Consider the following 25025-nt stretch of genomic DNA (forward strand, 5'->3'; position numbering starts at 1 on the left):
CCTTTCAAATTGTATTGACACAAATTAGTTGTACTTGGTACACATGACTGATACATTTGAAATTGTGTCAAAAGCAAAGGAAGAATTGTAATGGATACAATTTGGCCAGAGGCGTTGCCGAAATCCAAAGGACCGAAATACACTCTGGTTGCAGACACAATTCGAAAAGCCATAGATAACAAATATTTGGAAGTCGGCGTCAAACTTCCTCCGGTGCGCGAACTGGCGTATCGCCTGCAAATAACACCTGGGACAGTCGCGCGCGCCTATACAATCCTGACAGATGAGGGGTTGTTACAAGCCGAAGTCGGGCGTGGTACATTTGTTGCGCCGCCGAAATCGCCCATTCTTGACGACGTTTGGGCGCGGCAACTGCACCTTCGGGACGACAAGTACAATGCCAATGTAAGCCTGTTCAGCCCAAGGTTGGCAGATATGGGGCAGGTGTCCCTGATCCGTGAATGTCTGAAGAAAGTGTCGCAAGCCGATCCGGGTTTGTTTCTGAATTACCCGACGCGCGATGCGTATCAGCCCGTACGACAGGCGGTTGTGGACTGGTTGTCAGACCTCCCGCTGGGCGCGCTGACCCATGATGATATTGTGTTGACACACGGTGGCCAGAACGGGCTTTGCGTTGTGTTTCAGACGATCCTGCGCGGGCCCAAACCTGTCGTACTGGTCGAGGACCTGTCTTACGCCGGGTTCCGCCGTGCAGGTGAACTGATGCGGGCGGAAGTGGTCGGTGTAAAGATGGACAAATGGGGTGTCGATCCCGCGGTACTAGAGCATGTTCTGCGCCAAACCACAGCGCAGGCCGTCTGCGTGTCGCCAGAGGTTCAAAACCCAACGGGCGCGCACACACCGTTGGCGCGTCGAAAGGAAATCGTTGAGATTGCCCGGCGCTTTGATTTGCAGATCATTGAAGATGACTGCTATCGCATGGGCGATGCCCGAGAGCCCAGCTTTCGAGCGCTGGCGCCTGAACGGGGATGGCATGTGTCATCAATCTCGAAAATTCTGACACCGGCATTGCGTGTGGGTTTTGCTATCGCCCCCAGAGAAAGAAGTGTGGATCTGCGCCGGTCCGCTGAATACGGATATTTCGGATTGGCCCAACCCTTGGCGGAATTGACCCGCCTTCTGCTGTCCGATCCGCGCACGCGCCAGATTGCCAGGGATGTGCGTACGCGGATGGGGGATTATCTACGCGTTGCCGTCAATACCTTGGGTGGGTTTGATCTGAACTGGGCCCCTGACGTTCCCTTTGTCTGGCTGAACCTTCCGTCTGGCTGGCGGTCGGCTGCATTCAGTCGCGCGGCCGAGCGGGAAGGGATACAACTCCGATCCGCCGACGAGTTCGCGCTGCGCGATGGGCGCGCGCCGAACGCGGTCCGTATCGCCATGAATGGTCATGTGTCGCTTGAACGGTTCGAGGACGCGATGCAGCGCCTGCGTGTTCTATTGGACAATCCGCCAGAACAAATCAGCGTTTGAAGATGGGGTAAAATAATACCTATTTTGTAACGCGTTGTTTTTACGAATATAAATAAGCCAAGTGCCGCTTGACCTGCGTGCAGGCACCTCATAAAACCCGTCCATCGAATTCGGGCCGCTCCGCTGGGGCGGTCTTTCACATCAAACAGGACTATCCTGCCATGAAAACCTTTTCTGCAACACCTGCAGACATCGACAAGAAGTGGATCCTGATCGACGCCGAAGGCGTTGTTCTGGGCCGTCTTGCCTCGATCGTCGCCATGCGCCTGCGTGGCAAGCACAAAGCGTCGTTTACTCCGAACATGGACATGGGCGACAATGTCATCGTGATCAACGCTGACAAAATCCAGATGACTGGTAAGAAGCGCGAAGAAAACTTCTACTGGCACACTGGCCACCCGGGCGGCATCAAGTCGCGCACCAAACAGCAGATTCTGGAAGGTGCACACCCCGAGCGCGTGGTCTTCCAGGCCGTCAAGCGCATGCTGCCAGGCAACCGCCTGTCGCGCCAGCAGATGACCAACCTGCGTATCTATGCCGGTGCCGAGCACCCGCACGAGGCCCAGGCCCCCGAAGTTCTGGACGTCAAGTCCATGAACAAGAAAAACACCCGGAGCTAATGACCGATGGTTGATCAGATCAATACTCTCGAAGAGCTGAGCGCCGTCGCAGGCGTTGAAACCGTGGCCGAAGAAGTCATCGTACGTGAACCCGTACGTGACGAGCTGGGCCGCTCCTATGCCACCGGCAAGCGTAAAGACGCTGTTGCCCGCGTCTGGATCAAGCCGGGTTCCGGCAAAGTCACCGTGAACGGCAAAGATCAGGACGTCTATTTTGCACGCCCCGTTCTGCAGCTGATCCTGCGCCAGCCGTTCCAGGTTGCCGGCGTAGAAGGTGAATTCGACGTTGTTGCAACCGTCAAAGGCGGTGGCCTGACCGGTCAGGCCGGTGCGGTCAAGCATGGCATCTCGAAAGCGCTGCAACTCTATGATCCGAACCTGCGTGGTGCCCTGAAAGCCGCTGGCTTCCTGACCCGCGACAGCCGCGTTGTGGAACGTAAGAAATTCGGTAAGCGTAAAGCCCGCCGTTCGTTCCAGTTCTCGAAGCGTTAATTCGCTGGGAATACCCAAAAGAAAGGGCTCGCACTTGCGAGCCCTTTTGCTTTGCGCTGGTCAGGGATTCATTCTTCGTAAACGAGTTTCCACGCACCGTTTTCAACAACGTTGACGAACACAGTATCCGCGCCCTGATGGTCTTCAGGACCATAGGTGATGTGGTTGCCGACCAGATCGTCCTGATAATCCAGCGTTTCCATCGCTGCGATGAAACTGTCCTGCGTCAGATCGGGGCCTGCGGCTTCTAACGCCTTGACCATCATCTCAGCCGCCGAATAACCCAGCATGGCAAATCCGACCGGATCTTCGCCCGTGGCTGCCTTGTATTCCTCGATAAATGCGGCCGGAGCAGGTTGATCCGCACGCGCCCAAAGATCCTGCCACGAAGCCGCCGCGTAGAATCCATCGGTCACGCCACCGGGTACCTGCGCCACGACCGTCAGGAAACTGGCCGAGGTGCCGAGAAAATTCATATCGGTCAGGCCCATTTTCTTAGCGGTGCCCACGACAGTGATCGCCTGCCGCACCCCAAGCGCCATGGTGACGATATCGCAACCCTCTTCCTTGAGCTTGCTCAGCGATCCAACGAAATCCGTCTCATCCGGTTTGTGGGTGGTTTCTGATCCAAAAGTGATCCCGGCTTCTTCGGCTCCGGCCTTGCTGCCTTCTAGAATTTCCTCACCAAAATCTGTCGGCAAGTACATGGTGCAGACCGTCTTTGATCCAAACTCGCCAGCCAGATAGTTCACACCGACACGCGCCTGATCGAAATAGGTCGAGAAGGAGGTGAACTTGTTCCGCATGGGTTCCTGCAACATCTGACGTGCAGCAGTAAGAGGCGCCACGTTGGGAATGCCTTTGGGATCCAACAGCTTGAACCCTGCCATGTTCATCGGCGTTCCAAGCGACTGCAACATGGCAAATACCTTGTCGCGATTCAGCAGTTTGTTATAGCCCTGCATGGCTCGCGGCATCTGATAGCCATTGTCTTCGACCACGTAACGAATTTTGCGCCCGTGCACGCCGCCAGCCGCATTCACCCGATCAAAGACAACATTTGCACCTTTGGTTGCCGGAACACCCACCGCGGCGAATATCCCGCTCAGGTCGTTGACCGAACCAATGACAATCTCATCATCGGTCACGCCCTGTGTTTGCGCCCAACCAAGTGTTGCCGATGCTGTCAGCAGTGATGCAGCCGCCAGCCTGTTGCATAATTTCTTCATCTCTTTCCTCCCGTTAATCTTTTGGTCAAGTGTACATGTCTTCGATCAGATGCCCGTGTTTCTTTTCAACCAATCCGCGTTTCAGCTTCATCGTGGCTGTAAGCTCGTCGTCTTCAGCGGTCAGCAGGACATCAATCAGACGGAAATCCTTGATCTGCTCGACCCGCGCAAATTCTGCATTCACAGCGGCAATTTCCGAACTGATCAACTGCCTGATTTCCGGTGCCGCGCATAGCGAGGCAAAATTCGAGAAGGGGATTTTATGGCCCTGCGCGTATTTTTCGACATTTTCCTGATCAATCATGATCAGTGCCGTCAGAAATTTGCGCCTGTCCCCGATGATGATTGCATCCGCGACATAATGACAGAACTTAAGGCGGCTTTCGATCTGGGCGGGGGTGATGTTCTTACCACCTGCGGTGATGATAATGTCCTTCAGGCGGCCCGTGATGGTGACATAGCCATCCTTATCTAATGTCCCCATATCCCCGGTACGCAGCCAGCCGTCGGCGGTGAAGGTTTCTGCGGTTTTCGCGTTGTTGCGCCAGTATCCCTGAAAAATGTTCAGGCCTTTCAGTTGGATTTCGCCATTGTCCGCGATGCGGATGTCGCAGCCTTCGACGGCTTTGCCTATGGTTCCGATCTTATTGCGGTCTGTGGTGTTGAGCGTGGCAAGGCCCGAAGTTTCGGTCATCCCGAACCCTTCCACCAACGGCACGCCGATGGACCAGTACCATTTCAGCAGATCAGTCGAGATTGGGGCGGCACCTGTTCCACCTCGTCGCAGTTTGTCCAGACCCAGCATCCGGCGCAGGTTTTTCAAAACCAGCTGATCCCAGAACCAGAATCTGGTGGCGACGCCGGTTGGAACAGGTTGGCCAGCACTCAAATATCCGGCACGGCGCGCACCAGTTTTCAATGCCAGGCCGAATGCCAGCCGCCCCAAAGGTGTGGCTTCCTGTGTCAGGATCTGGATATGTGAGTAGATCTTTTCCCAAACCCTTGGCACCGCTGTGAAGGTTGTCGGCGAAACCTCCTGAAGGTTTGCAAAAACAGTTTCAGGGCTTTCGGCAAAATTGACAGTGCAGCGGGCCGCCAATGGAAAATAGACCGAGACATTACGTTCCAGAATGTGACACAGAGGCAGGAAACACAGCTGTTCATCGCTGGGCAGCGCTGGCAGCGCCCGTGCCGCGGATTCGATGGCCGCCAGAATATTTTCATGGCTAAGCATTGCGCCTTTCGGCTGACCGGTTGTGCCCGACGTATAGACCAGCAAGGCAGTGTCCTGCGGTTTGGCCAATGCAATTTCCGCTTCGAAGCGCCCGGGCTCGGCCAACTCGGCCTTGTGGCCCAAGGCGAACAGCTCGTCGATCATCATGCAGCGCGGATGGTTCAGGTCATGTAGTCCTTCGTCCTCGAGGATGATCACCTTGATCAGATCGGGAACCTCGGTCTCAATTCCCAGAAACTTGTCCAGATGCTCTTCATCCTCGACAATCAGAAACCGGCTGCCGCTGTCGTTGATCAGATACTGCAACTGACTGGCAGAATCCGTCGTGTAGACGCCGGAAGCGATACCGCCAACGCCCTGAATACCCATGTCGAGCCAAGCCCATTCCTTGCGATCTTCGGACAGGATAGAGACCACATCGCCGCGTTCCAGCCCCAGCTTGCGCAAGGCCAGCCCGATCCACTTGGCATGCTGCCAGTAATCGGCCCAGGAATAGGATTTCCAGATACCCAGGTCTTTTTCGCGATGCGCCGTTCGGCTGCCCAGTTCGGCACATCGGCTTTGGAACAACTCGGCAATGGTGATGCAGCCATCAACTCGTACCGGTCGCTGACCCGCTGTTGCGTTGAACTGAACGCCGTTTATCACGACCTGAGGGGGGAGGGGCGTGGCGTCCATCCGTTTTACCTCCACGTCTTTTTCCGCTTCCAGCGGCGGCTTTCGCGTGCACCTTCTTCCTGTTTTCCAAGATAGAAGCTTTGAATGTCCTCGGATTGCAAAAGCGCGTCCGCGGCACCGTCCATGACGATGCGACCCACCTCCATGACATAGCCGTGATGCGCCAGTTCCAGCGCCGCATTGGCATTCTGTTCAACCAGCAACATCGTCATATTCTGCTCTTCGTTCAAGCGCTTGAGAATGCCGAAGATCTCTTGCACCAGCAGAGGGGACAGGCCCAAAGACGGCTCATCCAGCAACATGATACGAGGCCTGGCCATCAATCCGCGCCCTATGGCCAGCATCTGTTGCTGCCCACCCGAAAGGGTTCCGGCCTCTTGCGACCGACGGCTTTTCAGAACCGGAAAATAACGAAAGACCAGCTCACGATCCTGTTCGATCTGGTCTTTGTCTTTGCGGGTGTAGGCGCCGAGGATCAGGTTTTCATCAACCGTCAGCAGTGGAAAAACTTCGCGCCCTTCCGGGATGTGGACCACCCCGCGCTGGACAACCTTGTGCGGCTCCCAGCCCTGGATGTCACCGCCGTCAAAGGTAATCGTTCCCTTTTCCGGGTCCATCACACCAGAGATGGTTTTCATCAATGTGGTCTTGCCCGCGCCGTTTGCGCCAAGGATCGACACGATTTTGCCTTCGTGAACATCCAGCGAAACGCCCCGAATGGCCATGATTGGGCCATAGAAACTTTCGATATTGCGAACTTGCAAGATCGGAGCGTTCATGAGGCTTTCCCCAGATATGCCTCGATCACGGCCGGGTGCGATTGCACATCTGCCGGTGGCCCGAGGGCCAGCTTTGCCCCATCTGCCATGGCCAGGACCCGGTCGGACACGCCCGATACCAATCCCATGTCGTGTTCGACCATCAGCACGGTAATGCCCATTTGCCGCCGGATATCGTCGATCCACCAACGCATATCGGTCGTCTCTTCCACTGAAAGTCCCGAGGCCGGTTCATCCAGCAGCAGCAACTTGGGATCGGTCGCCAGGGCACGTGCAACTTCGACCACTTTGCGCACGCCGTAAGGCAGCCCGGAAATCAACTTGTCGCGATAGGCCTGCAGGTCGAGGAAATCGATAATCTGTTCGACTTTTTCCCGGTTCTCCAGCTCTTGCCGTCGGACCGCAGGGGTGAACAAGAGTTCTGAAATCAGGTTCGTCTTGCGGTGCCGATGCCGTCCAACCAAAAGGTTTTGCAGGACAGTTGCGTGTTCGAAGAGCTCGATGTTCTGGAAGGTCCGCGCCACACCAAAGGCCGCCACGCCTGATGGTTTGGCCTGAAGCAGATCGTGACCATCAAACCGGATCGACCCTGAAAACGGATCGTAAAAGCGCGAGATCAGATTGAAGACCGTCGATTTGCCCGCGCCATTCGGCCCGACTATGGCAAAGACTTCGCCCTGCTGAACCTCGAAGGACAAATTGTCCACGGCCGTCAGACCACCAAATTTCAAGGTAACGTTTTCAAATTCAAGCAAGCTCATCTCAGACGCTCCGTCTTGAGATAGGATTTCTGCCGTTTGAACATGTCCTTGCGATAGAAGGGAAACAGTTCGAACCAGGTGCGGATTTTCAGCCAGCGGCCATAGATGCCCATGGGTTCGAAAAGGATGAAGCCGATCAGGATCATGCCAAAGATGCCGAACTCCAGCCCCGGAATGGCAACGGTGTTTCCGCCGATGATCGCGCCGACATATTCCTTTGAAATCGATAGAAACTGCGGCAAAAAACCGATGACAATCGCGCCCAGAAACGCGCCGTGGATCGAGCCCAGCCCGCCGATAACGATCATCATCAGCAATTGGATCGAGATCAGAACGCTGAAGGTTTCGTTGTTAAACGCACCGGCAAACAGCCCCATCAACGCGCCAGCCCAACCTGTAACCGCACAGGACAGGGCGAATGAAATCATCTTTGTTCGCGCGATATCGATACCCATCGCCTGCGCCGATACCTCGGAGTCGCGCACGGCGATAAAGCTGCGTCCTAGCGGGGCCCGCAGCAGGTTTATATATCCCAACGTGACCAGAACGGTGACGAACAGAACCAGCCAATAAAAAAGATCAGGCGTCCCCCAGCGGTCAACCGTAAGGCCAAAGATATCGACCCCGCCGATATATTTGCCCGCGACACCACCAGTGATCGGCTCGGACAATACGATGATGTCATCCATCAGGATGGACAGCGCCATGGTAAAGATCGCCAGGTAGATACCGTGAAGCCTCAGGGCAGGGACTGCAACGGTCACGCCCGCGATCCCGGTCAGAATTCCGGCCAGCGGAAACGCGACCAGAAAAGGCACGCCTGCCTCAATCAGGGCCACGTTGGCGTAACAGCCAAAGGCCAGAAAGGCCGCATGGCCCAGACTGACTTGCCCTGTATGTCCGGTCAGGATCATCAGACCCAGCCCGGCGATGGCCCAGATCAGAACGTTTGTCAGTTCGCCCAGATAGAAATCGTCGAGCGCGAAAGGCGCAGCCGCGACGACAAACAGAAGAAGTAGATAAAGGCGCAGCTGGAACCCGTCTTTCCAGGGGCGAATATCCTGCATGTAGTCGGTTTTGAAAACGATCCGCATGGCTCAGACTTTCTTGACCCGAACCTGACTGAACAACCCGTTTGGTCGGAAGATCAGGACAGCAAGCAGCAAAGCGTATGGCGCGACCTGGCTGTAACCTGCCGCAATGTACCGGCTGGCGAAGGGTTCGACAACACCGACAATCAGCCCTCCGGCCAATGCCCCCGGCAAACTGCCGAACCCGCCGATAACGGCGGCGGCAAACGCCTTGATACCCAGCAATCCGGTTGTCGGATCCACAGCACCTTTTGCGGCAAAGAGAATTCCGGCAATTCCCGCAACGCTTCCGGCTAAAGCCCAGACCCATCCTTGAACACGCCTGACGGGAATGCCCATGTAATAAGCTGCCAGCTGGTTTTGCGAGGCGCCCTGCATCGCCAGCCCCAGTTTGGTGCGGCTGAAGAAAACATAGAGCGACCATGTCAGCAGCACCGTGACGATGATTATCGCGACATCTTCCATCCCCAGTACAAGACCGCCCATACGCACTTCTTTGCCCGCAAGCGGGTTTTGCAGCGTTTGCGGCTCGTGCCCCCAGAACAGACCGGCAATGAAACGGATCACAAAGCCCAAAGCAATGGTCAGTATGACAACGGCGGTCTGGCTTTCACCAAACAGGCGGCGAATGATCAGGCGATCCAGAAGATAACCGAGCGCCCCCATGATTCCCAATGAAACAGGCAGAGCGAGCCAGAACGGCAATCCCATATATTCGGTATTTGTCAGGCCAATGGTCACAAATGCGCCCAGCATCATGAAATCGCCCTGCGCAAAGTTCACCGCTTCGGTTGCCTTGTAGATCAATACAAAGCCAAGCGCGATCAGGCCGTAGACACACCCGTTCGCCAGCCCGCTAATCAGCAGCTGCGCATTATCCACACTGTCCTCCCTCCACCGGTTTTCCAGCGTCTTCTTCCGCCCGCGTGTATCCTCCGGCAACGCAGGTGAGTTCTACTATGGGGTGATAATCACCTTTCCGTCACTCTTTTTCAGCGCATCGGCAAGATTCGACACGAGATTTTCGAGTGTAAGGTGTTCGGAAACATCCGTTTTCCAGCGACCATCGGCAAAGCGGGCCTGAACTTCGGCCACAACCCGCATCTGGTCAGCGGGCGGTGTCGACATCATCCATTGCGTCAGCCAGAAACCTTCGATCCGTTTCCCCATGAAGATCAGCTGGCCGGTCTGAGAAAGCGTTGGCGCTTCGGTCGAAAGTTTGCCGTAGGTAACCCAGCGCGCCCGGTTGGGCATGGTGCAGAACAGTTTCTCGGACAGTTGATCCGTCACCGCATCAAGGAAGACCCGAGGCTTCAGCGTGGCGCTTATCGCGGCAAACTTCTCGACGATTTCAGGATCGGAAGTCACAAGCACTTCGGCTGCTCCAAGACTTTTCAGCATTTCGACTGTCTCGGCCCGGCGCACCAGCGCGATGGGTTTCAACCCCAGATCACGCCCGAGGCTGCACATCAGTTTTCCCAATTGGCTGGATGCAGCGGATATCACAAATGCATCGCCGTCTTCCCTTGCCATGTCCACCATCGCCATCGCGGTGAGAGGGTTGACGATTTGCGCGGCCCCGTCATCATCTGAAATATCCGGACGCAAGGGAATACACATTTGCATCTGCGTCACGATGTATTCCGCCCAGGCACCGGAACCTGCGGCCACGAAAGCGACACGCTGTCCATTCAGCGCCTCGGCACCTTTTCCGGTTGCAACGACGTCGCCACAGCCTTCGAAACCGGCCGCCGCACCTTTGAGGCGCGGCTGGCCGTATTCACCCTTGATGAAGTGGAGGTCGGACGGATTGACCGACGACGCGCGCAGGCGGATCAAAACCTGACCGGGGCCGGGATTGGGAACGGGCAGCTCTGCTGCTTCAAGCCAGTCTGCTGCATCCTCGATAACCGGTCCGGTCGAAGTGGCCGAGTACCCGCCGTGTTTCAGGATGGCAGCTTTCATTGTTTGGGGCAGGTCAGTCATGGGATCATCCTCAAGATGGCTTGTTCAATGCGCACACCCCCTTAAACAGGAGATTGCCAACGGGCGACCCCGGGGTGAGGATGTGTTGTCGGGGCAGCCAATCAAAAGCCACACACTGGGTCAATTCAGAGAAACGATAACGTAAGGGCACGACTGGAAAATTGGCGTACGGGGTAGGGGCCGGGAACGGGCAACCGGCCCCTTCTTTGTTATTGCTGCGTCAACAGCGCGGTCAGTTCCTGAATCTTCAAGGCGATGGTTTCAGGCGACTCTTTAATGTCATTTACGATCTTGATCGCCTGTTCTTTCAGATCCGTGGCCAATGTGCTGTCCTGAATCGAGGTCATGATACCTTCATAGTCGAAGTTGGTGGGGTCCAGCTTGCCTTCCTGAATCCAGGAGCTCAGCAATTCCTGTCCCTGACCCGCCAGCGACGCCACCTGATCACCGGCTTGCTGTGCTGCCTCGGATGCTTGCTCCGCGACAGACGAAGCTGCCTCGCTGGCTTGATCGGCAACCGACGATGCGGCTTCCTGCGCCTGTTCGGTCAAGGATGAAGCTGCCTCGCTGGCCTGTTCTGTTGCGTCTTCAAGCGCGTCAGTCGCAGCTTCCTGAGCAGTTGACGCGGCATCAGCCACTGCATCGCCCGCCTCCTGCGTTGCGGATTGCACTTGTTCAGCCGGGGTTTGTTCGGACTGGTTGAGATAGTAGTAACCACCAACACCGACAGCGGCGATGATGAGGAGGATGAGAATACGCGACATGTGTGTCTCCTTTGGAAAATGTGTCGCCGGGATGCGTTAAATGTAGCGGATATACAAAGGGGAATTCCTGTGAATTCTCAGCAGAATAGAGGTTTGAGCCGGGCTACGCTGATTGCACTTGAATTCACGGCAAGAACACGCCGGGTGACCTGTGCCACCACAGTTTCTGACAGCGGACCACTTGCAATTTTTCTGAGAACCCAGATCCGACCGGAGGACGTTTTCTGACGGCTTTCGATATTGGAGTTATGGCGGAGAGACAGGGATTCGAACCCTGGGTGGGCTTGCACCCACAACGGTTTTCGAGACCGCCCCGTTCGACCACTCCGGCACCTCTCCGCGGGGGTCTGTGAGGGGGGGATTTAGTCAGGAACGAACGGGGGTGCAAGCATAAAATTCCGGAAATCGTGAATGCCGGGATTTTCCGTTGCCTGCCAGCGTAAAACACCTACTCTGAAAGGTATGACACAGTTTGCACGCCGCATCGCCTTTTGGTTTCTCGCCTCGTTTCTGGCACTCGTTCTGGTTCCTCCCGAGCTTTCCGCAGCGAACCGGGATCGGATTGAGGCTTTTCTGATCACAACGGGCTTTGACGTAGCACTTGAAAGCATCGCCCTGAGTTCACGGTCCGCGCCGCAGATGTTGGGTGTCGACCCCGAGGGGTTCGGCTCGGACTGGACCCGTTTGACGGACGAGGTTTTTGAAGTCGGTGCAATGCACGACACCGCGGTGTCCATTCTGGAGCAGACCCTAAGCGAAGAGGCCCTTTCACACGCGGTGGAGTTTTACGCGTCTGATCTGGGGCAGCGTCTGGTCGAGGCCGAAAATGCCTCACACATGCAAGAAGACGATGACGTCAAGCAATTGGCAGGCCAAAGGATCATCTCTGACCTGATCAAGAACGGATCGAAACGGGTCGAAAGTTTTAAACGCATGAACTCCGCAATCGATTCCGCTGATACGGCGTTGCGTGCCTTGCAGGAAATTCAGGTGCGCTTCCTGCTGGCGGCCAGCGCATCGGGCGTCATCGAGTTGCAGCTGAACGGGGATGAACTACGTGAATTGATGAGGCAAAATGAACCGGCAATGCGTCAGTCACTGCAACTTTCTAATCTGGCGGGCGCTGCTTACACCTATCAGGATTTTTCTGACGCTGATGTGGATACGTATGTTGACGCGCTGGAACAGCCGCTGATGCAGGAAGTCTACGAGCTGTTGAACGCCATCCAATATGAGATCATGGCCATGAGGTTCGAGGTTCTGGCCGCGCGGATGGCCGAATTGCACCCGGCACAGGACATTTGATGCAGCGCGCTATTCTGGCATTTGTGGTCGCCTTGTGTTGGGCACTGCCACTGTATGCCGATGGAAAAGTCGATCGATTGGCAAAAGCCATGCGTCTGACACAGGTGATGGAAATCCTTGTTCACGAGGGTCAGGGCCACCGCGAGACTCTGGACAATACCTTTTTGGACAACAAGGGCGGCGCTTTTTTCGAGTCGCAGGTCAATCGTATCTACGATCCGCTTTGGATGCGGCAACACATGACGAACGCCTTCAAAGATGGTTTGTCCGATGTTCAGCTTGATCAGGCCATCTTGTTTTTTGAAAGCGATCTTGGCCAGACCATCGTAACGCTGGAAAACTCGGCCCGGCGCGCGATGTCGGATCAGGCAATCGAAGACATGGCCCGAGAAGCCTACAAATCCGCGAAACGCAGCACCGCTCAGTTTACTTTAGTAAAGGAGTATATCGAGGCAAATGACTTGATCGAAAAGAATGTTCAGGGGGCATTGACGTTCGACTACAGCTTTTTTCAGGGTCTTGATGTTGATGCGCGGACTGACGATCAGGAACTGCTGGCCGAGCTATTGTTGCAGAAAGACAGCCGGGCCGAGGAAACTGAGGAGTGGCTTTTCTCGTTTCTTCTTATGGCCTACCGCCCGTTGGACGAGGCTCAGATGCGCGAAAATATCGCGTTTTCCAGAACCGAAACGGGACAGGCCCTGAATGACGCCGTGTTTGACGGCTTTGATCGCATATTCAATGATATTTCTTATCGCCTGGGGCAGGCGGTTGCACAGGCGCTGAGGGCGTCCGATCTTTGATACCGCTTTGGTGTTGACTTTTGCCTGCAATCTATGGATAAGCGCGCATCCCGGCCGGTTTTCCGCGCCGGGTATCGTTATTATTTGGCCCGCATGACATTGTCAGCGGCCATTCACACAGCCCGAAAAGGGCGCGCTGTTCGAGGTGGCTTTCAAGTTTCTTGGGGCCAGAACACCCGTAAAGGGGACCACAGAACGCGGGTTAGAAAAGGAAAGACGCATGTTTGCGGTCCTCAAGACTGGCGGCAAGCAGTACAAGGTTCAGGCGGGCGATATCCTCCGCGTTGAAAAACTGGCTGCCGACGCAGGTGAAAAAGTTCAATTCAACGATGTTCTGATGCTGGGCGGTGACGCTCCGGTTGTTGGCGCACCTTTCGTTGCAGGCGCAGGCGTTCAGGCCGAAGTGATCGAACAGATCAAAGGTGACAAGGTCATCAAGTTCGTCAAACGTCGTCGTAAGCACAGCTCGAAGCGTACCGTTGGCCACCGTCAGAAACTGACACTGGTCAAAATCACCGACATTCTGGCGTCGGGCGCTGACAAGTCGGGCATCAAGGCTGCAACCGGTTCAGCTCCGGCTGGGGAAGCGGCACCTGCCGCAAAGCCCGCCAAGAAAGCCGAAGCCAAGGCTGAAGCACCCGCTACTGCCGCTGCTGACGATCTGACCAAGCTGAACGGCGTTGGCCCTGCCGCCGCCAAGAAGCTGGTTGAGGCCGGTATCGAGAGCTTTGCCGCTCTGGCCACCTTGTCGGACGAGCAGATTGCTGCTATCGAAACGGTCAAAGTGAAACCCGAATGGGTTGAGCAGGCCAAAGAGCTGGCCAAAGGCTAAGGAGAGAGAGAATGGCACATAAGAAAGCTGGCGGTTCCTCCCGTAACGGTCGCGACTCAGCTGGTCGTCGCCTTGGCGTAAAACTGTATGGTGGTCAGGCCGCTATTGCGGGCAACATCATTGTGCGTCAGCGCGGCACCAAGTTCTGGCCGGGCGAAGGCGTAGGCATGGGCAAAGATCACACCATCTTTGCAACCACAGATGGCGCCGTGAAGTTCCACAAGGGACTTAAAAACCGCACCTTTATTTCGGTCCTGCCAGTGGCGGAGGCCGCAGAGTAAGCCGAGACCCAGAAGGTTTAAGAAAAATTCATGGGGGACCGGCACAAAGTGCCGGTCCCCTTTCTCGTTTTAACGCAGTCGTGATCGAAGAAACCGATGACAGTCGCAACCACCAGTTTCCTGATTTTTGCCGCCTCTCAGGTTGGCACGCCGGGGCCAGCCAACATGGTCCTGCTGGGAACGGGTGCGCGCTATGGGTTTCGTGCTGCATTGCCTTTTGTGGCCGGTGTCGTGCTTGGTAAGCAGCTGATTATCTGGCCCGTGGGCTTTGGTCTGCTGCAACTGGCGGAACAAGTTCCGACGGTCTTTGCGGCGCTGAAATATGCTTCGGCTGCATATATTTGCTGGCTGGCGTGGAAGATCGCGAATTTGCGACTGTCGCGCGAAACTGCGGTCGGTGATGTTCCGGGATTTTGGGCGGGATTGATCGTGCATCCGCTGAATCCAAAAGCCTGGGCCATGATTGTTGCGGGTTTTACGGGCTTTGTCGCTGCGGGGACCTCCAGCTTTGACGCCACGCTCACGATCGCTCTTAGTTTGTTGATCTGCCAGATCGTTTTACACCCGATCTGGACTTTTGCGGGGGATAGAATCGCGCATGCGGTTGAAGGTCGCCCGGCGGAAAAATACCTGATGTGGACGTTGGCGGGTCTTACGGTCGCGTCCGTACTGTTCGTGTTGTTCGGAGGAGGAACACACCAATGAAACTTGAGACAATAATAAATCAGCCGGTCATTGAAACCGAGCGGTTCGATCTGCGCCCCCTGCGCCGGTCGGATATGGGCCTTATCGAGCATTACGCAGGTGATGAGCGCGTGGCGCGGATGACCACCAGTATTGCACATCCACTGGCCCCCGGTTCGATCGAAGCCTTTGTAGCCCGTTCGATGGCTGACAACCGAGACGAGGACGTCTGGGTCATGGATGCTACCAAGGACGGTGGTCCGGAATTGATCGGTGTGATTTCGCTGAAACGGCTGGACCGGAATCAGTCCGAAGTTGGCTATTGGGTCGCGCCGATCTATTGGAACACAGGCATTGCTTCGATGGCTGTGGAAGCGCTTGTTAACGCTAACCCGCTGGAAAACGCGACGATGTTTGCCAGTGTGTTTCAGGATAATCCGGCCTCGGCCCGGGTTCTGACCCATTGCGGGTTCCAGTATCTGGGCGATGCGGAAAGCTATTCGGTGGCACGCGATGCGAATGTGCCCACCTGGACATACAGTAAAAAACTCTGACTTGTGGCCGATGGGGCCTTTGCAGTAGGGGACACACATGAAATTTCTCGATCTCGCAAAGGTCTACATCCGGTCCGGGGCCGGCGGTAGCGGCTGCGTCAGCTTCAGACGCGAAAAGTTTATCGAATACGGCGGCCCCGATGGCGGGGACGGCGGCAAAGGCGGGTCTGTCTGGGCCGAAGTTGTGGATGGGCTGAACACCCTGATCGACTTTCGCTATCAGCAACACTTCTTCGCTAAAAACGGGCAACCGGGCCGGGGGCAGCAACGCACCGGCAAGGATGGGGACGATATCGTTCTGCGTGTTCCGGTTGGGACTGAAATCCTGGACGAAGACGAAGAAACCGTCATCTGCGACCTGACCGAAGTCGGGCAACGCGTCCTGCTGGCCAAAGGCGGCAATGGCGGGTTCGGCAACCTGCATTTCAAATCTGCCACCAATCAGGCCCCGCGCCGCGCCAATTCGGGGCAGGCGGGGATTGACCGCACAATCTGGCTGCGGCTCAAGCTGATCGCCGATGTGGGTCTTTTGGGTATGCCGAATGCGGGCAAGTCGACCTTTCTGGCGGCCACGTCGAATGCGCGGCCCAAGATTGCCGACTATCCGTTTACCACGCTGCATCCCAATCTGGGCGTAGTCGGCGTGGACAACGTCGAATTTGTTGTGGCCGATATCCCTGGCCTGATCGAAGGTGCTCATGAAGGCCGTGGCATTGGTGACCGTTTTCTGGGCCACGTGGAACGCTGTGCCGTGTTGTTGCATCTGGTCGATGGCACCTCTGCGACGGTCGCCGATGATTACCGCACGATCATTCACGAGCTCGAAGCTTATGGCGGCGAACTGGCCGAAAAGCCCCGGATCACTGTTCTGAACAAGATCGACGCGCTGGATGACGAAGAACGTGCCCTTGCCGTCGCAGAGCTTGAGGAGGCCGTGGGCGGCCCCGTCATGACGATGTCCGGTGTGGCGCATCTGGGTGTAACCGAAGTTCTGCGGGCGCTGCGCAGCCAGATCGACGACAACCGTGTGCGTCAGAAACCCGCTGAGGAGGCACAGCCTTGGCAACCCTGACCTCGGCACGCCGTCTGGTGGTAAAAATCGGGTCGGCTTTGCTGGTTGATCGCGATACTGGCCTGCTGCGGTCTGACTGGCTGCTGTCGTTGGCGCAGGATGTTTCCTGGCTCAAGGGGCAGGGGAAAGATGTAATCCTTGTTTCGTCCGGTTCGATTGCACTGGGTCGCGGTGTATTGGGTCTGCCGTTGGCGGCACTGCCTTTGGAACAGTCGCAGGCCGCTGCTGCGGTTGGGCAAATCCGGCTTGCACGCGCTTACGAAGAAGCGTTGGCACCCCATGGGATCACCACGGCGCAGGTTCTGGTGACGCTTGAAGACAGCGAAGATCGCCGCAGGTATCTGAACTCACGCGCAACCTTGGAAACTCTGTTGGTATTGGGCGTCGTGCCGATCGTCAATGAAAACGACACGGTCGCAACGGACGAAATCCGGTATGGCGACAATGACCGTCTGGCCGCGCAAATCGCCGTGACAGTAGGGGCCGACCAACTGATTCTGCTGTCGGATGTGGATGGCTTCTATTCGGGCAATCCTAAGGAAGACACTTCGGCAAAGCGCTTCGAGACAATCGACAGGATCACACCCCAGATTGAAGCCATGGCTGGTGACGCGGGTTCGGGACTGTCCAAAGGCGGGATGAAGACAAAGCTGTTGGCGGCCAAGATGGCAACCGCGGGCGGTTGCGCCATGGCGATTACCGAAGGATCGGTTCTGAACCCTCTGAAAACGCTCGAAAACGGTGCCAATTCCACGTGGTTTACTGCGACATTGGATCCACATGCAGCCCGCAAACGCTGGATTTCGGCAATGAAACCTCGGGGCGAGATTATCGTGGACGAGGGGGCAGCCAAGGCACTGGCCAATGGCAAAAGCCTGCTACCGGCCGGGATTGTGGAGGTGACCGGAGATTTCGGTCGTGGAGATCCTGTCGCCATCCTTGATCTGGAGTCCCGTCGCCTGGCTCAGGGGATCAGCCGGTATACGGCGCAGGAAGCCGATGCGATCAAGGGGCGTAAGTCTTCTGAGATTGAAGCGACGCTGGGCTATCCCGGCCGCGCAGCCCTCATCCACCGGGACGACCTGGCCCTTTAACCTTCAATAAGATGATCTGAAAGGCACGCGATATGAAAGACTTCGACAGCATTCCTGCTCTGATGGAAGATCTTGGGAAACGTGCCAAAGCCGCTTCGCGTGAACTGGCTTTCGCAACAGCTGAACGAAAGCACGCAGCGCTGATTGCAGCCGCAGACGCGGTTTGGGCCAATCGGGCACGGATCATCGAAGCCAATCAAAAAGATATGGAATTCGGCCGCGACAAAGGCCTGAGCCCTGCGATGATGGATCGCCTGTTGCTGGATGAGGCGCGCGTTCAGGGTATGGTGGACGGGCTGAGAACCGTCGCGGATCAGGCCGACCCGGTGGGTGAGGTTCTGTCTGAATGGAACATGCCCACGGGCCTTAACATCCAGCGCGTCCGGACACCGTTGGGAGTTATCGGCGTGGTCTACGAAAGCCGACCCAACGTGACTGCGGATGCCGGGGCGCTGTGTCTGAAATCGGGCAATGCGGTAATCCTGCGTGGCGGATCCGAAAGCTTTCATTCCTCAGCTGCGATTCATGCCTGTCTGGTCGAAGGGCTGAAGGCCGCGAACCTGCCCGAAGACGCCATCCAACTGGTGCCCACACGCGACCGCGCTGCTGTGCAGGAGTTGCTGACGCTAACCGACTATGTCGACGTCATCGTTCCACGCGGTGGTAAGGGACTGGTGGGCCTTGTACAACGAGAGGCCCGTGTGCCGGTCTTTGCCCATCTCGAAGGCATCGTGCACATTTACATCGACAAGGCTGCTGATCCGCAGAAAACGCTGGAAGTGGTACTGAATGCCAAGACCCGCCGCACTGGTATTTGCGGAGCCGCTGAATGCTTGCTGGTTCATCAGGATATCGCCGAAACCCTTGGGCGCGACGTGGTTGCGGCACTGGTCCATTCAGGCGTCGAGGTTCACGCCGACGGTGTTCTCGCTGGAGAGGGTACGGTTGCTGCTACGGCGGATGACTGGGGAAAAGAGTTCCTCGACAGCGTGATTGCGGCGAAGCCTGTTGCCGATATCGACGCGGCGATTGCCCATATTCAGCAATACGGCTCGAACCACACCGATTGCATAATGACCGAGGATGACGCGGCAGCGACCCGTTTCTTTGAGCGTCTCGACAGCGCAATCCTGATGCACAATGCCTCGACCCAGTTTGCGGATGGCGGCGAGTTCGGTATGGGGGCCGAAATCGGAATCGCAACGGGCAAAATGCACGCGCGCGGGCCGGTCGGGGCGGCGCAATTAACCAGTTTCAAATATCTCGTGCGTGGGAACGGAACGATCCGGGCTTAAAACCGAAGTGACACGCGGGTTGCCGAAGTTTCAACGGCAATCCGCCGACCCATCGCAGCCGCCGTTTCAGGCAGCAACGCGAATTGAACGTGCGCGGGCGTGATCTTGGTGGGAAACCGACCTGTCACGACGTTCTTCCAAAGATCACCATCAACATTCAACCTGTCTGCAACCCCGGTCACTATCCAATTGTTGCCCTGATTTACGATCTCGACCGCGCCGCCAAGTGGCATGGCACTTTCGCAGCACATAAGCGCCAGAAAGGCCAGTTTGACCTGATTACGCGGCACAGGCCCGGACAGGTTCCAGTTGACCTGTATTCGCCCGGCACGCTCGATATCTTTCAACAATTCGGTTACTTCGGTCCGACCAAGCGGCTGATCACTGGCCGAGCCAAAGGCAACGCGGAAAAAGCGAATACGTGCCCCGGCACTTCCGACACTGCCCGAGATCAACTCCATCTCGGGGCCCTGTACGGCGCCCACCATATCCAACAGCTCAAGCCCGTTGGTGATTGCCCCGATCGGGCTGATCAGATCGTGGCAAATCCGCGAACCGATCAATTCGGCCAGGTTGAAGTTGCTCTCGCCCATGCGTACCTCCGACTGTATCTGCCGCACGTCCCGGAGGCCCCTATGACAGACATGAATGCTATACTTGCACCGGGCATGTTTGTCCGCCACCCGGATTTTCCCGAATGGGGCGTCGGACAGGTTCAGTCCAACATTGCAGGCAAGATCACCGTCAACTTTCGTGAGCAGGGAAAAGTGGTGATCGACGGAACGCGCATCGCCCTGATGCCGGTCTTTGATCCGTGAAAGTGGTTTAGGAAAGGTTAAAAATGCTGCCCAAAGCGGGGCTTGTTGCCTTTGGCTAAAAAACTGCGGTATCAGCAGCCAAAAGAACACGGATCGCCCCATATGCCGGATACTGGCCCTTCTTTCACTGTAAAACTGGCCGAGACCGAAGCCGACCTGCAAGCAGCTCAACGCCTGCGCTATGATGTCTTCGTGCGTGAGTTGGGGGGCGGCGGAGAAATGGTCGATCACGATGCTGGCCTCGAGAAAGACCGTTTCGACCCGTATTTCGATCATATGTTGGCCTATGATGATCACACCGGCGAAATTATTGGCGTCTACAGGATGTTACCGGGCGAACGTGCTGCGGAACTGGGGCAATTCTATTCTGAAGACGAGTATGACCTGACCGTACTCAAGAACAGTGGGCGCAAACTGCTGGAGTTGGGACGGTCGTGCCTGCACCCCGACTACCGTGGGGGTACGGCGATGTTCCACCTGTGGAACGGTTTGGCCGTTTATGTAGCGGAACGTGACATTGAGGTGCTGTTCGGCGTTGCGAGTTTTCATGGAACAGACGTGGCCACATTGGCGCAGCCCTTGTCGATGCTTTACCACAACCATCTGGCTCCGCCAGAGTTGCGCGTACGGGCGCAGCCCGATGTTTTTCAGTCGATGAACCTTGTGAAACCAGAGGCTTTGGACCGCCGCGCCGCCATGGTTCAGGTGCCAGCATTGATCAAAGCCTACCTGCGCTTGGGTGGTTTCGTGGGCGAGGGCGCCTTTATCGACCACACCTTCAACACAACGGATGTGTGCCTGATCCTCGACACGACGCGCATGAATGAACGGCAGCGTCGAATTTATGGCGGGGCGTGACGCTGTGAACGACCCGCTCTGGAATAGTGAAGACGCGCCCGATCCGATCGAGCTGGGCGTTATCGGATGGGTTCTGGTCGTTCTGCGCGGAGTCCCGCTGGCGGCCCTTGTCTTTGGTGGCCTGATCATCCTTCTGGCCGTTCGCCTGATCGAGTATCCGATTTTCGGCGTCCGGCGACCTGTGACGCCGTTCATCACGCAGTTTGTCTGCCGCAACGCGTTTCGAATTCTTGGCATCGGGTTCCGCACATCAGGCGCGCTGATGAAAGAGAGGGGGGCGGTGGTGGCAAACCACACGTCCTGGCTGGATATCTTTGCTCTGAACGCGCGCAAGCGGGTCTATTTTGTCTCCAAGGCAGAAGTCGCCAAATGGCCCGGTATCGGCTGGCTGGCCCGTGCGACCGGGACGCTTTTCATCGAACGGGATCGCAAGAAAGCCAAGGAACAAACCAAGCTGTTTGAAACCCGCCTGAAAGTGGGTCACAAACTGTTGTTTTTCCCCGAAGGCACCTCAACCGACGGGCTTCGCATTTTACCTTTCAAAACAACGCTTTTCGCCGCGTTCTTTGCAGATGAGTTGCGTGATTTCATGTATATCCAACCCGTTTCTGTGGTGTTTCACGCGCCCAAAGGCCAGCCAAAACGCTTTTATGGCTGGTGGGGGGATATGGAGTTCGGGCCGCATTTGCTGAAGACCCTTGGCGCACGTCGGCAAGGAACGGTTGAACTAATCTATCATGCGCCAGCGCGGGTCAGTGACTTTGAAAATCGCAAGGCTCTGGCCGCCCATTGTGAAGACGCCGTCAGGCATGCGCACGCATTGGCGCAGCTTGAAAAATAAGGGCGATTGGCCCTTGCGTAGCGCGCAAACCTGCCTTATACGCGCGCCATTCAAACCCGCAGGCGGGGTTTGGCCTTTTTGAGGGAGACATCCTCATCAAGACCGCCGGTTGGAGCGTCCGCTTCTTTCACCCCCGCCCAGGCGTAAACCGGAAAAGGAAAATAGCATGGCTCTTCCCGAGTTCACCATGCGTCAGCTGCTGGAAGCTGGCGTTCACTTTGGTCACCAGACACAGCGTTGGAACCCCCGCATGGGCCCGTTTATCTACGGCTCGCGCAATGGCATCCACATCATGGACCTGACCCAGACCGTTCCGATGCTGGATCAGGCTCTGCAGGCTGTTCGTGACACCGTTGCAAAGGGTGGCCGCATTCTGTTTGTTGGCACCAAGCGTCAGGCCGCTGGCCCGATTGCTGAAGCGGCTGAAAAGTCGGCTCAGTACTACATGAACCACCGCTGGCTGGGCGGCACGCTGACCAACTGGAAAACCGTTTCCCAGTCGATCAACCGTCTGAACCAGATCGACGAAGCCATGGAATCGGGCGCAGAAGGCCTGACCAAGAAAGAGCGTCTGGGCATGGAACGTGACCAAGGCAAACTTCAGGCGTCGCTGGGTGGTATCCGCGAAATGGGCGGTGTTCCGGACCTGCTGTTCGTTATCGACGTCAAGAAAGAAGCATTGGCCATCGCAGAAGCCAACAAACTAGGTATCCCGGTTGTGGCTGTTGTCGACACCAACTGCTCGCCCGATGGCGTTGACTACATCATCCCCGGCAACGACGACGCAGCTCGCGCAATCGCCCTGTACTGCGACCTGGCCGCACGCGCCGCTCTGGACGGTATGACCGCGCAGATGGGTGCAGCAGGCGTTGACCTGGGCGCATTCGAAGAAGCTCCGGTTGAAGAAGCTCTTGCGGAAGAAGCCGCAGAAGCCCCTGCCGAAGCGTAAGCTGCCCGTCACGTAAATGACATATGGGGCAGGGTAGACCTGCCCCAATTCCGTTTGAATTGAGGAGAGCCAAAAGATGGCAATCACAGCAGCAATGGTTAAAGAACTGCGCGACTCGACCGGCGCAGGCATGATGGACGCAAAAAAAGCGCTGACCGAAACCGGCGGCAACATGGACGACGCCGTTGACTGGCTGCGCACCAAAGGCCTGGCCAAAGCAGCCAAGAAATCGGGCCGTACCGCAGCAGAAGGTCTGGTTGCTGTTCACGTCAGCGGTGGCAACGGTGTTGCTGTCGAAGTGAACTCGGAAACCGATTTCGTTGCAAAAAACGCTGAGTTCCAGGAAATGGTCGGCAAGATTGCGAACGCTGCTGAAGGTGTGGACAACATCGAAGCACTGCTGGCTGCTGATCTGGGCGGCAAAAGCGTTGCCGACACCCTGACCGACAAGATCGCCACCATCGGCGAAAACATGTCGGTGCGCCGCATGGCCAAGCTGTCGGGCGACACTGTTGTGTCTTATGTGCACAACGCTGCGACCAACGGCATGGGCAAAATCGGTGTGCTGGTCGCTCTGTCGGGTGGTGATGAGGCTATCGGCAAGCAGGTTGCGATGCACATCGCAGCTGTAAACCCGGCCGCCCTGTCCGAGGCCGACATGGATCCGGCAATTGTCGAGAAGGAAAAGCAGGTTCAGATGGACATCGCCCGCGAATCCGGCAAGCCGGAGCAGGTGATCGAAAAGATGATCGAAGGCCGCATGAAGAAATTCGTCGCCGAATCGACATTGCTGAGCCAGCAATTCGTTGTGAACCCTGATCTGACCGTTGAAGCCGCTGCAAAAGAAGCAGGCGCAACCATCACCGGCTTCATTCGCTTGGAAGTTGGCGAAGGCATCGTTGTGGAAAAAGAAGACTTCGCTGCCGAAGTCGCAAAAGCCGCTCAAGGCTAAAGAGAGGCTCCAACCGGGGCCTTTCTGAACAAAATGAAAGGGTTACGCATCGCGTAGCCCTTTTTTGTTGGTGACACATCTTAGAATTAGCGAAGAAGTGAAGGATTGGAGGGCCCCGCATGATGGGGATGGTCGAGGCCCCCCAAAATTCCGACACAGGTACGCGGACGAATAGGCGCCCCCTTGTCAGAGTGATTGGAGAGCTTTGAAATTGCAAAGATCCAATCGAATGTTCCCTGGCTAAAGCCACCACTCACGGAACACTCTCACTTTGCAACTTTTAAGTTAGATTTGAAAAGTAGTGATTTCCTTACCTAAGGTAAACTGACGCTGTATGGCGTCAGAAAAACACTCCTAAACTTCCATAATGAACATCTGATTATGCAAAGACGCCTTTAACACAGCCTGTGCTGTCGTTTCGACCGACAACGCCTCACGGGCGAGTCGTAGATGCTTTTCAACAGTTGCCGCTGTCAGGCCCATCAGCAGGGCAATGTCCTGCGTGGTTTTGCCGTCACCGACCCATTGCAATGCCTCGCGCTGACGCTTTGTCAGGGCCCGGTTCGGTGGGTTGAAAGGCAAGGTCAGGATCTTGAGATGCGCAACGTTGTTCATCAAAAGAATGTCTTCGCCATGCTCGTGCCAGATCGCGTCAATGTCTTCCTGACTCATCCCTTCCTTGGCGGACAGGGAAATCGCCCCTTTAGACCGCACCGAGACCGAGTTGAAGCTGATGGTGTAACCAGAAACGACACCCATGGACTTGTTGAATTCGAAAACCTCGCGCTCTTTGTCGGTCATCGACCCTCGAGAGTGCATGTCCAGCAACATTTTCCAGCTGGCGGCGCCTTCATTGTCCAGCGCCCATTTCAACATGGGGGCGTGAAAATACAAACCGTCCTTGATGAAACCATCCACATAGGCACGGTTATGGTTGGTCAGAATGACAAAGTCCTCTGGATCACCCAATGAGGTTGCCGTCCTGTATTGCGTGTGGCCGTAGATAAGGCGATCGAACCCGAATTCCGCCATCTGTCGGCAATGCGCATCCCACAGGTCTTCCAGGGTCTTGGCATAGCTGACAAACCGCAGATAATCCCTGAGGGTCATGCCGTGCCACCTGCTTTCAGATGCGCGGCCAGCGCGTCCAGAGCAAGAACATAGCCTTGGGCGCCAAAGCCACAGATCTGCCCCAGAGCAACAGGCGCGACATAGGACTTGTGCCGGAATGCTTCCCTTGCATGGATGTTGGACAGGTGAACCTCGACAACCGGCAGGTCAACTGACGCGATGGCATCCATCAGCGCAACCGACGTGTGTGTGAACGCCCCCGCATTGATCACAAGGCCATCCTGCACACCGCGTGCGCCGTGGATCGCATCAATTAACACACCTTCATGGTTGGATTGCAGATGCGAGACTTCAAGGCCAATGGACGCGCCATGGCGCAGGCAATCCTCCTCGATCATCTTCAAAGTGGTGCTGCCGTAAACCTCGGGCTGACGTGTGCCAAGCAGGTTGAGGTTTGGGCCATTCAATACCAAAACGTTGTGCATGTC

The 25025-nt window shown here is 56.3% G+C and carries 28 protein-coding genes and 1 tRNA gene; 17 read left to right on the forward strand and 12 right to left on the reverse strand.

The window, feature by feature from the left end:
• Positions 1-90: 90 nt before the first annotated feature.
• The 3 genes from I9182_RS02355 (at position 91) to rpsI (ending at position 2606) form a co-directional block, all read left to right on the forward strand.
• Complete coding sequence (locus tag I9182_RS02355) at positions 91-1494, forward strand: PLP-dependent aminotransferase family protein (protein WP_209596218.1); 1404 nt, start codon at positions 91-93, stop codon at positions 1492-1494.
• A 161-nt stretch (positions 1495-1655) separates the two neighbouring features.
• Positions 1656-2114: a 50S ribosomal protein L13 gene (rplM, locus tag I9182_RS02360; protein ID WP_209503960.1), complete on the forward strand. Its 459-nt coding sequence runs from the start codon at positions 1656-1658 to the stop codon at positions 2112-2114.
• A gap of 6 nt (positions 2115-2120) precedes the next feature.
• Positions 2121-2606 (forward strand): 30S ribosomal protein S9, encoded by a 486-nt coding sequence (gene rpsI, locus I9182_RS02365; RefSeq protein ID WP_209503959.1) that lies wholly within the window; start codon positions 2121-2123, stop codon positions 2604-2606.
• Positions 2607-2674: 68 nt separating this feature from the next.
• Here rpsI and I9182_RS02370 read toward each other — a convergent pair whose 3' ends face one another.
• From I9182_RS02370 to I9182_RS02410, 9 genes are all read right to left on the reverse strand, one after another.
• Positions 2675-3835, reverse strand: coding sequence for an ABC transporter substrate-binding protein (locus I9182_RS02370; protein WP_209596220.1), 1161 nt, complete (start codon positions 3833-3835; stop codon positions 2675-2677).
• Between the two features lie 25 nt (positions 3836-3860).
• Complete coding sequence (locus tag I9182_RS02375; RefSeq protein WP_209596222.1) at positions 3861-5747, reverse strand: long-chain fatty acid--CoA ligase; 1887 nt, start codon at positions 5745-5747, stop codon at positions 3861-3863.
• A 5-nt stretch (positions 5748-5752) separates the two neighbouring features.
• Positions 5753-6526 carry an ABC transporter ATP-binding protein gene (locus tag I9182_RS02380; protein ID WP_209596223.1) on the reverse strand — a complete coding sequence of 258 codons (774 nt, stop codon included), beginning with the start codon at positions 6524-6526 and terminating at the stop codon, positions 5753-5755.
• Positions 6523-7287 (reverse strand): ABC transporter ATP-binding protein, encoded by a 765-nt coding sequence (locus I9182_RS02385; RefSeq protein ID WP_209503955.1) that lies wholly within the window; start codon positions 7285-7287, stop codon positions 6523-6525. Before I9182_RS02385 ends, I9182_RS02380 begins: the two co-directional genes overlap by 4 nt.
• Entirely contained in the window at positions 7284-8381 is a 1098-nt protein-coding gene (locus I9182_RS02390; RefSeq protein ID WP_209596225.1) for a branched-chain amino acid ABC transporter permease, read from the reverse strand. The genes I9182_RS02385 and I9182_RS02390 overlap by 4 nt, the downstream gene beginning before the upstream one ends.
• Positions 8382-8384: 3 nt before the next feature.
• The gene (locus I9182_RS02395; RefSeq protein ID WP_209596227.1) at positions 8385-9260 is read right to left on the reverse strand and encodes a branched-chain amino acid ABC transporter permease; all 876 of its coding nucleotides are present in this window, start codon (positions 9258-9260) and stop codon (positions 8385-8387) included.
• Between the two features lie 75 nt (positions 9261-9335).
• Positions 9336-10364, reverse strand: a complete 1029-nt coding sequence (locus tag I9182_RS02400; RefSeq protein WP_209596229.1) for a zinc-binding dehydrogenase — start codon at positions 10362-10364, stop codon at positions 9336-9338.
• Positions 10365-10573: 209 nt separating this feature from the next.
• Positions 10574-11128: a hypothetical protein gene (locus tag I9182_RS02405; protein WP_209503951.1), complete on the reverse strand. Its 555-nt coding sequence runs from the start codon at positions 11126-11128 to the stop codon at positions 10574-10576.
• Positions 11129-11377: 249 nt separating this feature from the next.
• Positions 11378-11467 (reverse strand) — tRNA-Ser (locus tag I9182_RS02410).
• A 123-nt stretch (positions 11468-11590) separates the two neighbouring features.
• Between I9182_RS02410 and I9182_RS02415 the strand changes: the two genes are divergently transcribed.
• From I9182_RS02415 to I9182_RS02455, 9 genes are all read left to right on the forward strand, one after another.
• Positions 11591-12433 (forward strand): DUF2059 domain-containing protein, encoded by an 843-nt coding sequence (locus I9182_RS02415; protein ID WP_209596231.1) that lies wholly within the window; start codon positions 11591-11593, stop codon positions 12431-12433.
• The gene (locus tag I9182_RS02420; RefSeq protein ID WP_209596233.1) at positions 12433-13236 is read left to right on the forward strand and encodes a DUF2059 domain-containing protein; all 804 of its coding nucleotides are present in this window, start codon (positions 12433-12435) and stop codon (positions 13234-13236) included. The genes I9182_RS02415 and I9182_RS02420 overlap by 1 nt, the downstream gene beginning before the upstream one ends.
• 220 nt (positions 13237-13456) lie before the next feature.
• Positions 13457-14068 (forward strand): 50S ribosomal protein L21, encoded by a 612-nt coding sequence (locus tag I9182_RS02425; protein ID WP_209596235.1) that lies wholly within the window; start codon positions 13457-13459, stop codon positions 14066-14068.
• 11 nt (positions 14069-14079) lie between these two features.
• A complete protein-coding gene (rpmA, locus tag I9182_RS02430) occupies positions 14080-14349 on the forward strand; it encodes a 50S ribosomal protein L27 (protein ID WP_039535512.1) in 270 nt (89 codons plus the stop codon).
• A gap of 96 nt (positions 14350-14445) precedes the next feature.
• A complete protein-coding gene (locus tag I9182_RS02435) occupies positions 14446-15054 on the forward strand; it encodes a LysE family translocator (protein ID WP_209596237.1) in 609 nt (202 codons plus the stop codon).
• Complete coding sequence (locus I9182_RS02440; protein ID WP_209503947.1) at positions 15051-15587, forward strand: GNAT family N-acetyltransferase; 537 nt, start codon at positions 15051-15053, stop codon at positions 15585-15587. Before I9182_RS02435 ends, I9182_RS02440 begins: the two co-directional genes overlap by 4 nt.
• Positions 15588-15624: 37 nt before the next feature.
• Positions 15625-16659: a GTPase ObgE gene (gene obgE, locus I9182_RS02445; protein WP_209596239.1), complete on the forward strand. Its 1035-nt coding sequence runs from the start codon at positions 15625-15627 to the stop codon at positions 16657-16659.
• Entirely contained in the window at positions 16647-17753 is a 1107-nt protein-coding gene (gene proB / locus I9182_RS02450) for a glutamate 5-kinase (RefSeq protein WP_209596240.1), read from the forward strand. Before obgE ends, proB begins: the two co-directional genes overlap by 13 nt.
• 32 nt (positions 17754-17785) lie before the next feature.
• Positions 17786-19048, forward strand: a complete 1263-nt coding sequence (locus tag I9182_RS02455; RefSeq protein WP_209596242.1) for a glutamate-5-semialdehyde dehydrogenase — start codon at positions 17786-17788, stop codon at positions 19046-19048.
• Here I9182_RS02455 and I9182_RS02460 read toward each other — a convergent pair.
• Positions 19045-19641 (reverse strand): histidine phosphotransferase family protein, encoded by a 597-nt coding sequence (locus I9182_RS02460; RefSeq protein ID WP_209596244.1) that lies wholly within the window; start codon positions 19639-19641, stop codon positions 19045-19047. The two genes, I9182_RS02455 and I9182_RS02460, sit on opposite strands and share 4 nt — an antisense overlap.
• A 42-nt stretch (positions 19642-19683) precedes the next feature.
• Between I9182_RS02460 and I9182_RS02465 the strand changes: the two genes are divergently transcribed.
• From I9182_RS02465 to tsf, 5 genes are all read left to right on the forward strand, one after another.
• The gene (locus I9182_RS02465) at positions 19684-19866 is read left to right on the forward strand and encodes a DUF3553 domain-containing protein (RefSeq protein ID WP_050602459.1); all 183 of its coding nucleotides are present in this window, start codon (positions 19684-19686) and stop codon (positions 19864-19866) included.
• Positions 19867-19968: 102 nt separating this feature from the next.
• Entirely contained in the window at positions 19969-20724 is a 756-nt protein-coding gene (locus tag I9182_RS02470; protein ID WP_209596246.1) for a GNAT family N-acyltransferase, read from the forward strand.
• Positions 20711-21565 carry a lysophospholipid acyltransferase family protein gene (locus tag I9182_RS02475; RefSeq protein WP_209596714.1) on the forward strand — a complete coding sequence of 285 codons (855 nt, stop codon included), beginning with the start codon at positions 20711-20713 and terminating at the stop codon, positions 21563-21565. The genes I9182_RS02470 and I9182_RS02475 overlap by 14 nt, the downstream gene beginning before the upstream one ends.
• 166 nt (positions 21566-21731) lie before the next feature.
• Positions 21732-22514: a 30S ribosomal protein S2 gene (rpsB, locus tag I9182_RS02480; protein ID WP_209503940.1), complete on the forward strand. Its 783-nt coding sequence runs from the start codon at positions 21732-21734 to the stop codon at positions 22512-22514.
• A 76-nt stretch (positions 22515-22590) separates the two neighbouring features.
• The gene (gene tsf, locus I9182_RS02485) at positions 22591-23466 is read left to right on the forward strand and encodes a translation elongation factor Ts (RefSeq protein ID WP_209503939.1); all 876 of its coding nucleotides are present in this window, start codon (positions 22591-22593) and stop codon (positions 23464-23466) included.
• 354 nt (positions 23467-23820) lie between these two features.
• Here tsf and I9182_RS02490 read toward each other — a convergent pair whose 3' ends face one another.
• Together I9182_RS02490 and aroQ are read right to left on the reverse strand one after the other, a co-directional pair.
• A complete protein-coding gene (locus I9182_RS02490) occupies positions 23821-24576 on the reverse strand; it encodes an autoinducer binding domain-containing protein (protein WP_209503938.1) in 756 nt (251 codons plus the stop codon).
• Complete coding sequence (aroQ, locus tag I9182_RS02495; RefSeq protein WP_209503937.1) at positions 24573-25022, reverse strand: type II 3-dehydroquinate dehydratase; 450 nt, start codon at positions 25020-25022, stop codon at positions 24573-24575. The genes I9182_RS02490 and aroQ overlap by 4 nt, the downstream gene beginning before the upstream one ends.
• Positions 25023-25025: the final 3 nt, after the last annotated feature.

Source organism: Ruegeria sp. HKCCSP351 (assembly GCF_017872535.1).
Classification (GTDB): domain Bacteria; phylum Pseudomonadota; class Alphaproteobacteria; order Rhodobacterales; family Rhodobacteraceae; genus Ruegeria.